A 12924-nucleotide genomic window follows, 5' to 3' on the forward strand; every position below is an offset into this window, starting at 1 on the left:
GCCAAACGCCATGAGCACAGCCACGATGCCAGCCGACTCTGCCACTGCCAGCAACAAAGATGTTCGCGTCCATCACCGCGCCTGCAATCTCTGCGAAGCGATCTGCGGCCTGGAAATCCGCGTCGCCGGTGGCGAGATCCTGTCGATCCGCCCGGACGATGCTGACCCCTTGTCGCTGGGCCACATCTGCCCGAAAGCGGTGGCGCTGAAAGACTTGTACGAGGACGGTGATCGTCTGCGAAAACCACTTCGCCGTACCGAATCCGGCTGGCAGGAAATGGCCTGGGATGACGCCTTCGATCTGGTGGCGGACCGCCTGTGCAGCATCGTCGAACAGCACGGTGGCGATGCCGTCGCCAACTATCTCGGCAACCCGACCGTGCACAACTACGGCGGCCTGACTCACGGCCCGCGCTTCCTCGGCACGATCAAGACCAAGAACCGCTTTTCGGCGACTTCAGTCGACCAGTTGCCGCATCAGCTGCTTGCCTACTGGATGTATGGCCACCAGCTGCTGGTGCCGATCGCCGATATCGATCGCACGGATTATCTGCTGGTGCTCGGCGCCAATCCGATGGCCTCCAATGGCAGCCTGATGACGGTGCCGGCGTTCCCGAAACGCCTGAAAGCACTGCAGGCGCGCGGCGGCCGCATGGTGGTGCTCGATCCGCGCCGCTCGGAAACCGCGGAGGTTGCCGACGAGCATCTGTTCATTCGCCCCGGCACCGACGCCGCATTCCTCGCCGGCCTGCTGAAAGTCATCGACAACGACAACCTTGGCCATCCGGGCAAGCTGGCGGCGATGGAGGATGGGCTGGAAGTGGCGCTGGCCGATATCGGCGCGCTCGATCTCGACAAGCTCGCCGCCCATTGCGGCATCAAGGTCGAGACCATCCAGCGCATCGCCCGCGAGTTCGCCGCCGCGCCGCGTGCCGCCGCCTATGGCCGCATGGGCGTATCGACGCAGCAGCACGGGACCCTGTGCCAGTGGCTGATCCAGTTGCTGAACATCGTTACCGGCAATCTCGACCGCGAGGGCGGGGCGATGTTCACGCGCCCGGCGGTCGATCTGGTCGACAACCCGACCTCGCGGCCCGGCAGCTTCGGTCGCTGGAAAAGCCGCGTGCGGGGCCTGCCGGAGTTCGGCGGCGAGTTGCCGGTTGCAGCACTTGCCGAAGAAGTGCTGACCCCTGGCGAGGGACAAGTCCGCGCGCTGATCACGGTCGCCGGCAACCCGGTGCTGTCGACGCCGAACGGCACCCAGCTCGATCGCGCGCTGGACTCGCTGGCGTTCATGGTCGCCGTCGATTTCTATCTGAACGAAACCACGCGCCACGCCGACGTGATCCTGCCGCCCACCTGCACCCTGGAGCACGACCACTACGACCTGATCTTCCACAGCTTCGCCGTGCGCAATACCGCGCGCTACAGCGAAGCGCTGTTCGAGCGACCGGCCGATGCGCGGCACGACTGGGAGATCTTCGAAGCGCTCGGCGATCGCATCGCCAAGCGGTTGGGAGCCAAGCGCGCGCCGCATCCGCGGCCCGATCAGGTCATCGACATGGGGCTGCGCATCGGCCCCTACGGCGGCATGAAGAAGCATCCGCTGAACCTGTCGCTGGCGGCATTGAAAGCGGCGCCGCATGGCGTCGATCTCGGCGCTCTGGAACCCTGTCTGCCGGAGCGGCTGGCCAACCCCGGCAAGTTCATCCTCTGCGCGCCGCCGGAGATGATTGCCGCACTCGCGGTGTTCGCCTCCGAGCTGGACGATGACAAGCCTGGTGCCGCGCTATCGCTGATCGGCCGTCGCCATGTGCGCAGCAACAACTCGTGGATGCACAACTCGCAGCGGCTGGTGAAAGGGCCGGTGCGCAATCACCTGCTGATGCACCCGGACGATCTCGCCGCCCATGGCCTTGCCGATGGCGCGATGGTGCGCGTGGCGTCGAGAGTCGGTGCCGTCGATGTCATCGTCGAAGCCAGCGACACGATGCTGCCGGGCGTGGTCAGCCTGCCGCATGGCTGGGGCCACGATCGCAGCGGCACGCGCATCGGCATTGCCGAAGCCCATGCCGGCGTCAGCCCGAACGATCTGACCGATGAGCTGCGGCTCGATGCGGTCAGCGGCAACGCTGCCCTCAATGGCGTGCCGGTGACGGTGATCGCCGCCTGAAAACCGAAGCCCGCATGTTCAATCTCGAAGCGAAATTCCGGCTGCCGGACCACGCCGCGGCACAAGCAGCTGCCATCGCGATTGGCTACCAGCCGGAAGCTGTGCTCAAGCAGCGCGATACCTTTTTCGTCGTCGCCAGCGGCAAGCTCAAGCTGCGCGAGGAAGCGCGGGATGGTGCACGACACGCCTACCTGATCGGCTACGGCCGGGTCGAGCGCGAGGGCCTGCAGCTCAGCGAGTACCAGATGGTGCCGGTGCCCGATCCGGAAGCGATGCGCAGCCTGCTCGCCGGCACGCTCGGGGTGCTGGCCACCGTCGCCAAGCGGCGGACCTTGCTGCTGTGCCGCAACGTGCGGCTGCATCTCGACGAAGTCGACGGCCTCGGTTTTTTTGGCGAGATCGAAGCCGTGGTGCCTGACGACGGCGATCCGGAAGCCGAGCGGGCGTTCGTCGATACAACGCTGGCGGCGCTGGGCGTGTCGCGCGCCGAGCTGATCGAAGGCTCGTATTTCGAGCTGGCTCGCACATGAGGCAGTGCCTGCTGCTGATCGCCAGCGTGCTGCTGTCCGGCTGCTCGACCCTGGACTACTACGCGCACATGGCCAAAGGCCAGTTCGAGCTGCTGCGCAGCCGGCAGCCGATCGCCAAATTGATCGCCGATCCGGCGACCGACGACAAGCTCAAGGCCAAGCTCAAGCTGGCGCTGGAAGCACGCGCATTTGCCTCCGACACGCTCGGGCTGCCACGCAATGGCAGCTATACGAGCTACGCCGATCTCGGCCGTCCCTGGGTGCTGCAGAACCTGTTCGCGACGCTTGAATTTTCGCTGGATGCCGTCGAGCACTGCTTCCCGATCGCCGGCTGCGTCGCCTATCGCGGCTATTACGACGAGGTTCGTCTCAAAGCCGAAGCCGAGCGGCTGAAGGCGCAGGGCAACGAGGTCTACATCGGCCAGGTGCCGGCGTACTCGACGCTCGGCTGGTTCGACGATCCAGTGCTCAATACCATGCTGCGCTGGGACGATGACGAACTCGCCGGCACCGTCTTTCACGAGCTGGCGCATCAGCAGCTGTATCTGCAGGGTGATACCCGCTTCAACGAATCCTTCGCCAGCTTCGTCGAGCAGCAGGGGCTGCGTCAGTGGCGCGCGGCGCGTCATCAAGCGGCTGAAAGCAGTATTCGCAGCGAACGGGCTGATCAGTTCGCGGCCCTGATCCTCGCCACTCGCGAGCGCCTGCAGAAGCTTTACGCGAGCGGCATCGCCGAGGCCGAGATGCGCAGCGCGAAGCAGGCCGAGTTCGAACGTTTGCGGGCCGATTACCGCCAGCTACGCGATGGCGCCTGGCAGGGCTACGCCGGTTACGACGGCTGGATGGCCGAGGAATTGAACAACGCCAAGCTGCTGCCGTTCGGGCTCTACCATCAGTGGCTGCCGGGCTTCGCGAAGCTGTTCGACGAAGCCGGCGGCGACTGGTCACGCTTCTACGCCGCGGCGAAAAAGCTGGCCGATGGTGAGCCGGCACAACGAGCCGCCACACTTGAAGTTCCAGACCCTGAAGTATCTGGCCCCGAAGTAACTGACACGTCCGCGACGCCATGACCCGTATCCACATCGCCGTGCCGCTGACCGTCGGCGCCAGCCTCGAACTGCCCGATGACGCAGCGCGCCACGTCGCCCAGGTGCTGCGCATGAAGGTCGGCGAGCCGCTGACCCTGTTCAACGGCGACGGCGGCGAATACGCGGCGACGATCACGGCGACCGGCCGGCGCGATGTCTCGGTCAGCGTCGACCGCTTCGATCCGGTCGATCGCGAATCGCGGCTCGACATCACGCTGGCCCAGTGCGTGTCGAAAGGCGAGCGCATGGACTACACGGTGCAGAAGGCAGTCGAGCTGGGCGTCACCCGCATCCTGCCGCTGCTGTCCGAGCGCAGCGTGGTCAAGCTCGATGCCGAGCGCTGGGACAAGAAGCTGGAGCACTGGCGCGGCATCGCGACATCGGCCTGCGAACAGAGTGGCCGCACCCGGCTGCCGGAAGTGTTGCCGGTACAGAGGCTCGACGCCTGGCTGGCGAGCAGCGATCAGGCGCTGCGCCTGGTGCTGGCGCCGACCGAATCGGTGTCGCTGCGCAGCTTGCCGGCGGCAGCGAGCATCGCGCTGCTGATCGGCCCGGAAGGCGGGCTGTCGGACAACGAGATCGCCGCCGCGCGCCGCGCCGGCTGCGTCGGCATCGGCCTTGGGCCGCGGGTGTTACGGACCGAGACGGCGGGCGTCGCGGCACTCGCCGCGCTGCAACTGCTCTGGGGCGATCTGGGCTGATTCAGGGCCTGCTGTGCAGCGGATGCGAGCCTGAGGCGCATAATTGCGCAGGTCCGAACCTCCGCAAACCGCCATGCTGATCACCAACGCCATCCTCATCAACGAAGGCCGCCGTTTCGAGGCGGATCTGCTGATTCGCGGCGAGCGCATCGAAAAGATCGCGCCGAAGATCACGGCTCCGGCCGGCGTCGAAGTGTTCGATGCCAAGGGTCGCCTGCTGCTGCCCGGCCTGATCGACGATCAGGTCCATTTCCGCGAGCCGGGTCTGACCGCGAAGGGCGATCTGGCCAGCGAATCGGCGGCTGCCGTTGCCGGTGGCGTGACCAGTTTCATGGACATGCCGAACGTCAATCCGCAGACCATCACGCGCGCCGCACTGGCGGACAAATATCGCATCGCCGCCGGCCGCACTTTCGCGAACCACGCGTTCTACATGGGCACCACCAACGACAATCTCAGCGAGCTGGAAGCGCTGCAGAAGGGTGAGGCCTGCGCGATCAAGATCTTCATGGGGGCATCCACCGGCAACATGCTGGTCGACAACCCGGACACGCTCGACAAGATCTTCCAGCGCGCGCCGGTGATGATCGTCACCCATTGCGAAGACACGCCGATGATCAAGATCGCCGAGGACGCGGCGCGCGAGAAGTACGGCGAAGAGGTGCCGTTCTCCGAGCATCCCTACATCCGCTCGGCCGCCGCCTGCTACAAGTCCACCGAGCTGGCCGTCGGCCTGTCGGACAAGCACGGTACCCGCCTGCACGTGCTGCACATGACCTCGGCGAGCGAGCTGCATTTCTTTGCCAAGGGTGATGCGCGCACCAAGCGGATCAGTGTCGAGGCCTGCGTCCATCACCTGTATTTCGACGAGTCCTGGTATGCGACCTTGGGCTCGAAGCTGAAGTGCAACCCGGCCGTGAAGTCGGCGACCGATCGCGAAGCGCTGATCGCAGCCGTGCGCGATGGCGTCATCGACATCATCGCCACCGACCATGCGCCGCACACCGCTGCCGAGAAGGCCAACAGCTACTTCAAGGCGCCGAGCGGCCTGCCGCTGGTGCAGCACTCGCTGCTGGCGCTGATGGAGCTGGTCGAGCGTGGCGAGCTGCCGCTGGAGACCGTTGTCCAGCGCGCCTGCCATACGCCGGCCGAGCGCTTCGGCGTCGTCGATCGCGGCTATCTGCGCGAAGGCGGTTACGCCGATCTGGTGGTCGTCGATCCGAACGGCGTCACCGACGTGACGCCGGAAAGCCTGCGCTACAAGTGCGGCTGGTCGCCGTTCGACGGCCATCGCTTCAAGGCGCGCATCGACGCGACCTGGGTCAATGGCAAGCTGGTTTATCGCGATGGTGTGCTGCGTCCGCAGGCCTTCGGTCAACGGCTGCAATTCGCGTGAGCACAGCGTTGCCGCCCACGCCTTGCGCGTGGGCGATGAAGACGGCGGGCGAGCGCGCCTATCACGACACGGAGTGGGGCCGCCCGGTTCATGACGACAAGGTGCTGTTCGAGTTCCTGATCCTCGAAGGGGCTCAGGCGGGCTTGAGCTGGTCGACGATTCTCGCCAAGCGCGACAGTTATCGCCGCGCTTTCCATGGCTTCGATGCGAAGAAGATCGCTGCCTATACCGATGCCGATCGCGAGCGCCTGATGGCCGATGCCGGCATCGTCCGCAACAAGCTCAAGATCAACGCGACCATCGGCAATGCGCAGGCTTATCTCAAGCTCTGCGAGGAGCATGGCAGCCTCGATGCCTGGTTGTGGAAGCATGTCGGTGGCAAGCCCATCGTCAATCGCTGGACCGACATGAAGCAGGTGCCGGCCCGCACCGAGCTGAGCGACACGATCAGCAAGGCGCTGCTCAAGCGTGGCTTCAAGTTCGTCGGCACGACGATCATCTACGCCTATCTGCAGGCAGTGGGTGTGGTCGACGATCACCTGGTCGGCTGCCCGTCGAAATCGAGTTAGCGCATTTTTTCTTCAAATCCTTACAAGCACTCGTCATTCCCGCGCAGGCGGGAATCCAGTTCTGATGCGGCGCGCTACGGCGAAAACTGGATGCCCACCTGCGCGGGCATGACGGAATTTTATGTCGTCATTAACTTAGAAACGCTCCAATGAGCGCAATCCTGCTGTTGGCCCTGTGTCTGGGCATCGGTCTCGCCATGGCGCGCGATCAGCGCCTGCCGCCGGGCGCACCTCAGGCGCTGAATTTCTGGATCGTCAATGTCGCGCTGCCGGCGCTGATCCTGGTCGAGATTCCCAAGCTCCACTTCAGCCGCGAACTGCTGTTCCCGGCGATAGCGCCCTGGTTCGTGTTCTTCGGCGCGATCGCGGTGTTCAGCGTCACCGGCCGCCGTCGCAACTGGAGCCGTGGCACCACCGGCGCGATGATCCTGACCTGCGGCCTCGGCAACACGGCCTACATGGGCCTGGCGATGATCGAGGCGCTGCGCGGGCCGGAACTGGTCGGCGCGGCGGTGATCGCCGACCAGTTCGGTTCGTTCACGATGCTGTCGATCGGTGGCGTGATCGTCGCCGCCTATTTTTCCGGCGCGCAGCCGACGGCGGCGCAGATCGTCCGCCGCGTGTTCGGTTTCACGCCGTTCCTGGCCCTGGTGATCGCGCTGGTGCTGTGGCCGCTCGGTGGCCTGCCGGAGATCCTGCAGACGGTGCTGACCCGCATCGGTCAGACCCTGACGCCGCTGGCGCTGTTCTCGGTCGGCCTGCAGCTGAAGTTCCGCGGCATCGGCGAGCACCGCCTGACCCTGCTCGGCGGCCTCGGCTGGAAAATGCTGTTCGCACCGCTGCTCGTCTGGGGCGCGGCCCTGGCGCTGCGCCTCGACGTCAATGGACCGATTGCGGTTGCCGGCATCCTGCAATGCGCGATGCCGCCGATGGTCACCGCCGGCATCCTTGCCGAGCAGTACAAGCTCAATCCGAGCCTGGCGAATCTGGTGATCGGCATCGGCACGGTGCTGTCGCTGATCACGCTGCCGCTGGCGTCGATGCTGCTGTAGCGTTACTTCGCCGTTTGAAGTTGCAGCACGGCCGCGTCGATACGCTGTTTGAGCAGACCGCGTCCCAGTTCCGCGCTCGCCTTGTCCGGTCGGCCGGACGAGCCCGGCCCCGGCGCGGTCTGGTATGGCGCCCAGCTTTCAGGCGACAGCAGGTTGGTTCGGATCAGGCCCGGTGCCACCGACAGCAGCTCCGAGGTATCGACCAGCCCGGCGTGATCGCCGGCATCGGCAGGATCGGCACCGAGTGCCTTGAGGCGGTCGGCGAGGGACGCAGGTTCGTAGTAGCGGTTCAGGCTGATCAACTGCACGCCGCGCGAAGCGAGCGTGGCGTTCAGTCGCTTGACCAGCGCGTCCTGCACCGGCTTGCTGCCGCCGTGATCGCCGAGCAGCGCGATGCGGGTGAAGCCGGCGACGGCGAGGCTGCTCACCTCATCTTCAAGCACCGCGTTCAGGGTCGACTCGCGCAGGCTGATCGTCCCCGGCCACTGCATGTGCGCGCTGCGCGGCGCAAAGCCGCCGGCGGGCGAGAACGGCACCAGTGGCGCGACCAGGGTATTGCCGGCTTCGATGGCGATCGCATCGGCCGCCGCGACGACGATGCGGTTGTGCTTGGCGAAGGCCATCGCCGGGCCGTTCTGCTCGATGCCGCCGATCGGTAGCAGCACCGTCGTCGCGCCGGCCTTGATTCTTGCGGCCAGCTCCGGCCAGGTCATGTCCTCGATGCGCACGCCGGCAGGCTCGGCCGCAGTTGCTCGCGGTACCGCCAGCATCAACAGGCTGGTCACCAGCAGTGCAGCCGTTGCGGCGCGGGCCGGCCTGCTGAGCAGCTTCCAGGCGGCAACGAAAGGCTGGAACATCATCTGCCGCACCGAATGCCATTGCGGTTCGCTGCCATCGCCAAAGCCCATCGCCGTCACTTCGTTGTGCTTGGTCGGGATATGCAGCGAGCCGTACCAGCGATCCCAGCAGCCGAGTTCGAAGCCGCGGTTCTTGCCCCAGTGGCGCGGGTCGGCCGAGTGGTGAATCTGGTGATGCGCCGGGCTGATCCACCAGCCGTCGAGCGGCCCGTAGCGGAACCAGACCTGCCAGTGCTTGAGGTTGGCGATCAGGCCGGACAGGCCGATGACGAAATTGAGACCCAGGAAGCTGAACGCGGTCACCGCGTCGGAAAACAGATACAGGAACAGGCCGGTGACCGGTGCCGTGGTCAGCGCCGGCACCGACAAGGTCACCAGGAGATCGACCGGATGGACGCGGAAGGCCGTTACCGGCGTCAGCACTTCGGCAGAGTGATGCACCTTGTGGAATTCCCAGAGCAGCTTCGATTCGTGCAGCAGGCTGTGGGCGATCCAGCGGCCGAGGTCGTAGGCGATGAAGAACAGCACCGTGTAGGCGATGCGCGAGCCGAGACCCGAAGTCCAGGCCGGGCCGGTGCCGAGACCGAGCTGGACCAGATCGCGGGCGCGGTCCGCACACCAGGCGGCCGACAGCAGCAATGGCCCGATCAGTACCGTGAACACCACGGCATTGACGAAGTAGTAGCGGTAATCGGCGCGGGCCGAGTCATGCCACCACTGTGCACGGCTGAAGTGCTTGGCTAAGAATTCCTGGATCGCGCCGGGTGCGGCGCGCTCGAAGTAGCGCCAGCCGAGCCAGCCGAACACCAAGCTGGTGAGCAGATACGGCAGATACAGCGGCGACTGCTGATCGAACATGAACAGCCCGGCGCGCAGCAAGGGTTTGCCGAGCATCTCCAGCCATTCGACGAGTTGGGGTTGCAGTTCGCTGGCGGACATCGGGCGCGCTGGTTGGAAAACCAGGCTCGATTATCAACGCCGCGGCAGCAAAGGGTGTCGCGCGCCGATTGGCGGCGGCAGTTCGCTGCCAATCATGGCGCCGGAGGGCGTGTGATCGCCCTCCGGCTGTTCGGGTTCAGCCCTTGGCCGCAGCCCGATCGAGGTCCTGGTAGTAGTCGGACAGGATCTTCGCCACTTCCGGACGCGAGAACTCCGGCGGCGGCGCAATGCCCTTGCCGAGCATTTCGCGGACCTTGGTGCCGGACAGGTTGATGAAGTCGTCCGGTGTGTGCTCCGGCGCTTCGCGCATCATCACCACCTGGTTGAGCTTCTTGCTCCAGGCGGTGTTGTCGGCGCCGAAGATCTCGATTTCCAGCGCGCCCTTGGGCACGCTTTCGAAGATCGTCTGCGCATCGAACGGGCCGTAATAGCTGCCGACGCCAGCGTGGTCGCGGCCGACGATCAGGTAGTTGGTGCCCATGTTCTGGCGGAAGATCGCGTGCAGCACCGCTTCGCGCGGGCCGGCGTAGAGCATGTCGAAACCGTAGCCGCAGACCATCACGGTGTTCGGCTCGAAGTACAGCTCGACCATCTTGCGGATCGCGGCGTCACGGACGTCAGCCGGAATGTCGCCGGCCTTCAGCTTGCCGAGCAGCATGTGGATGACGATGCCGTCGGCGTTCAGGCGCTCCTTGGCCATGCGGCACAGCTCTTCGTGCGCGCGGTGCATCGGGTTGCGGGTCTGGAAGGCGACGACCTTCTTCCAGCCACGCTTGGTGATCTCGGCGCGGATCTCGACAGCGGTGCGGAAGGTGTCCGGGAACTCGGCCGGGAAGTAGCTGTAGTTCAGCACCTGGATGTTGCCGGACAGCAGGGTGTTGCCCAGCGCCGTGAAGGTGCCGACGCCCGGATGCTTGGGATCGAGCGTGCCGAAGATCTTTTCCGCCATCAGCGCGATCTGCTCGCTGCTGACCGTTTCGACGGCGGCGACGTCCATCACTGCCAGCACCGGATGGCCGTCGACGTTCGGATCGCGCAGGGCGATGCGGCTGCCGGCCACGATCGAGGTGTCGCTGGTCAGGTTGACGATCGGTACCGGCCAGAACAAGCCGGCGGTGGTCTTCATGTCCTTGGCGACGCTCAGGCTGTCGGCCAGGTTCATATAGCCGCTCAGCGGGTTGAAGTAACCGGCGCCCATCATCACCGCATTGGCGGCAGCGGCCGAGTTCAGCAGCAGCGAGGGCAGGGTTTCGGCTTCCTTGGCGAGCGCGGCGCGCTTGGCATCGTCAGCGACGTACAGCGGATTCAGTTCGGTGGAACCGTGCGGCTTGATCATGGCGTTCAACTCGTTGGAATAGGGACGTTCAGGCTTTGATGATGCCGCGCGCAGCGAGCAGGGCGAGGACGGCCTCGACTTCCTGCTGCAGACTCATTTCGGCGGTGTGCAGCAGCAGCTCGGGGACTACCGGCGCTTCGTAGGGATCGCTGATGCCGGTGAAGTTCTTGATCAGGCCGGCGCGGGCCTTCTTGTACAGGCCCTTGGGATCGCGCTTCTCGGCTTCTTCGAGAGGCACTTCGACATAGACCTCGATGAAGTCCATGCCGGCCTCGGCGTGTAGCGCACGCACCACGTCGCGATCGGCGCAGTACGGCGAGACGAAGCTCGACAGCACGATCACGCCGGTATCGACGTACAGCTTGGCGATCTCGCCGATGCGGCGGATGTTCTCGGCGCGGTCTTCGGCAGTGAAGCCGAGGTTCTTGTTGATGCCGAGGCGGATGTTGTCGCCATCCAGGCGATAGGCCAGATGACCGCGCTCGTGCAGCACCTTCTCGAGCGCGACGGCGATCGTGCTCTTGCCCGAGCCGGACAGGCCGGTGAACCAGATCGTGGCGCCCTTCTGGCCGAGCAGCTGGCCGCGTTCGGCACGCGTCACTTCGCCTTCATGCCAGGTCACGTTGGTTGCTTTCTGCTCGGTCATGCTCGGATCACTGAGGGATGGGGAACGGCGAGTGTAGGGATGACGGCCGCATATAGATAATGGAAAATACGCATGTGATCGATCTCTATCGTTCATGTCAGCCGGGCCGCGCTCGGGGAGCCGCATGAATCTGAATCACCTGTCGATCTTTCAGGCTGTGGCCGTGGCCGACAGCATCAGCCGGGGTGCCGAACAGCTGCACATCAGCCAGTCGGCGGTCTCCAAGCAGTTGGCCGACTTCGAGCAGGCGCTGGGTCTGAAGCTGTTCGATCGCCTGCCGCGCGGCGTGCGGCTGACCGAACCGGGGCGCCTGCTGCTCGGCTACGCCAACCGCTTGTTCGCGATCGAAGCGGAGGCAGAGCGGGCGCTGGTCGATCTGCGCCAGCTGGTTCGCGGCCGGATCATCATCGGTGCCAGCCGCACCATCGGCAGCTACCTGCTGCCCGAGCGGCTGGCCGCGTTCCGTCGGCAGCATCCGGGTGTCGAGCTGGAGTTGCAGGTGGACAACACCAACACCATCGAACGGCGTCTGGTCGGCGGCGAAATCGACCTTGGCTTTACCGAAGGCGTGGTCAACGATGCGCAGCTCGATTACGCGATCTTCGCCCAGGACGAACTGGTGCTGATCGCCCATCCGGCGCATGCCGCGGTGCTGCAGGCGCCGCTCTCGGTCGGCGATCTCGAAAGCTTTCCGATGCTGATGCACGAGATCGGCTCTGGCACTCGCGAGGTGACCGAAATCGCGCTCGCCAATCGCAAGATCCGCATTCGCCCGGCGATGACCCTGGCCAGCACCGAAGCGATCAAGCAGACGGTGGCTGCCGGCGCCGGCCTGGCGTTCCTGTCGGCACTGTCGATCCAGACCGAGCTGGACGCCGGGCGTCTGGTCGTGGTGCCGGTCAAGGCTTTGCGCATCCGGCGGCCGCTGTATCAGGTGCGCTTGCGGACGGCGACGCCGGGTCCTTCGCTGCAGGCTTTTCTGGATGCCCTCAAGGAACGCTGACGCCGGCGATTGCCAGGCTCGGGATCAGCTTCAGGACGCGGGGATCTGTTGAATTGGTGCCGGCGGCGGGATTCGAACTCGCGACCGCTCGATTACAAAATATCGCCGCGAATTGCTCTAACTTGTTGAACATAGTGCAATTTAGTTGAGGAAACGCAGGTTGATCTGCAGCCTATCTGCACCAACCAAAGGAGCATTTCCATGGCATCCATTGTCAAGCGTGAGTGGGTTGATTCTAAAGGACAAAAGCAGCTCCGATACGACGCTTATGTGACCAAGAGGGGGTATCGGAAGCAGATCAAGACATTCAAGCGGGAGGCCATGGCTCAGCGTTGGATCAAGCTGGTTGAGGCCGAGCTGGAAATGGGTGCTTTCAAGAGCACCACAGTTGCCGAACGAATGACCCTTGGTGACGCGATGCAGCGATTCATTGATGAGGTCCTTCCAACAAAGCGGAGCCAGGCGCCCGATATTTCCAAGGCCAATGTCATTGCGCCGCACCTTGGAAGTCATCCGCTTATCTCCCTCGATACCGAGGCGCTGGCAAGCTATCGCGACAAACGCTTGGGCATGAAGGCTCGGAGCTTCCGTAGGTACAAGGACGGCCGCACTCAGATGGTCGAGTTGAAGTACA

General features: G+C 64.8%; 11 protein-coding genes and 1 pseudogene. 9 read left to right on the top strand and 3 right to left on the bottom strand.

Going from position 1 to position 12924, the window contains the following annotated elements; translation table 11 throughout:
- Positions 1 to 10 precede the first annotated feature (10 nt).
- The 7 genes from Q0D45_RS06180 to Q0D45_RS06210 all read left to right on the top strand — a co-directional run bounded on the left by Q0D45_RS06180 (position 11) and on the right by Q0D45_RS06210 (position 7509).
- On the top strand, positions 11 to 2173 hold the full coding sequence (locus tag Q0D45_RS06180; protein WP_293389960.1) for a molybdopterin oxidoreductase family protein: 2163 nt from the start codon (positions 11 to 13) through the stop codon (positions 2171 to 2173).
- Between the two features lie 14 nt (positions 2174 to 2187).
- Complete coding sequence (locus Q0D45_RS06185; protein ID WP_293389963.1) at positions 2188 to 2703, top strand: class IV adenylate cyclase; 516 nt, start codon at positions 2188 to 2190, stop codon at positions 2701 to 2703.
- Complete coding sequence (locus Q0D45_RS06190; RefSeq protein WP_293389966.1) at positions 2700 to 3773, top strand: aminopeptidase; 1074 nt, start codon at positions 2700 to 2702, stop codon at positions 3771 to 3773. Before Q0D45_RS06185 ends, Q0D45_RS06190 begins: the two co-directional genes overlap by 4 nt.
- Entirely contained in the window at positions 3770 to 4492 is a 723-nt protein-coding gene (locus Q0D45_RS06195) for a 16S rRNA (uracil(1498)-N(3))-methyltransferase (RefSeq protein WP_293389969.1), read from the top strand. The genes Q0D45_RS06190 and Q0D45_RS06195 overlap by 4 nt, the downstream gene beginning before the upstream one ends.
- Before the next feature lie 73 nt (positions 4493 to 4565).
- Positions 4566 to 5888 (top strand): dihydroorotase, encoded by a 1323-nt coding sequence (locus Q0D45_RS06200; protein WP_293389972.1) that lies wholly within the window; start codon positions 4566 to 4568, stop codon positions 5886 to 5888.
- 35 nt (positions 5889 to 5923) lie between these two features.
- Complete coding sequence (locus tag Q0D45_RS06205; protein ID WP_293389975.1) at positions 5924 to 6457, top strand: DNA-3-methyladenine glycosylase I; 534 nt, start codon at positions 5924 to 5926, stop codon at positions 6455 to 6457.
- Between the two features lie 149 nt (positions 6458 to 6606).
- The gene (locus Q0D45_RS06210; RefSeq protein ID WP_293389978.1) at positions 6607 to 7509 is read left to right on the top strand and encodes an AEC family transporter; all 903 of its coding nucleotides are present in this window, start codon (positions 6607 to 6609) and stop codon (positions 7507 to 7509) included.
- A gap of 2 nt (positions 7510 to 7511) precedes the next feature.
- On the opposite strand, the gene Q0D45_RS06215 is transcribed toward Q0D45_RS06210, so the two are convergent.
- The 3 genes from Q0D45_RS06215 to cysC all read right to left on the bottom strand — a co-directional run bounded on the left by Q0D45_RS06215 (position 7512) and on the right by cysC (position 11287).
- Positions 7512 to 9305 carry a creatininase family protein gene (locus tag Q0D45_RS06215; RefSeq protein ID WP_293389981.1) on the bottom strand — a complete coding sequence of 598 codons (1794 nt, stop codon included), beginning with the start codon at positions 9303 to 9305 and terminating at the stop codon, positions 7512 to 7514.
- Positions 9306 to 9441: 136 nt separating this feature from the next.
- Positions 9442 to 10641: a sulfate adenylyltransferase gene (gene sat / locus Q0D45_RS06220; RefSeq protein ID WP_293389984.1), complete on the bottom strand. Its 1200-nt coding sequence runs from the start codon at positions 10639 to 10641 to the stop codon at positions 9442 to 9444.
- Positions 10642 to 10669: 28 nt separating this feature from the next.
- The gene (gene cysC, locus Q0D45_RS06225) at positions 10670 to 11287 is read right to left on the bottom strand and encodes an adenylyl-sulfate kinase (RefSeq protein WP_293389987.1); all 618 of its coding nucleotides are present in this window, start codon (positions 11285 to 11287) and stop codon (positions 10670 to 10672) included.
- Positions 11288 to 11411: 124 nt separating this feature from the next.
- Between cysC and Q0D45_RS06230 the strand changes: the two genes are divergently transcribed.
- Both Q0D45_RS06230 and Q0D45_RS06235 read left to right on the top strand, forming a co-directional pair.
- On the top strand, positions 11412 to 12290 hold the full coding sequence (locus tag Q0D45_RS06230) for a LysR family transcriptional regulator (RefSeq protein ID WP_293389990.1): 879 nt from the start codon (positions 11412 to 11414) through the stop codon (positions 12288 to 12290).
- 201 nt (positions 12291 to 12491) lie between these two features.
- Positions 12492 to 12924, top strand: a pseudogene (locus Q0D45_RS06235) (hypothetical protein); the annotation flags it as partial.

Source organism: Nevskia sp. (genome assembly GCF_023266035.1).
Classification (GTDB): domain Bacteria; phylum Pseudomonadota; class Gammaproteobacteria; order Nevskiales; family Nevskiaceae; genus Nevskia.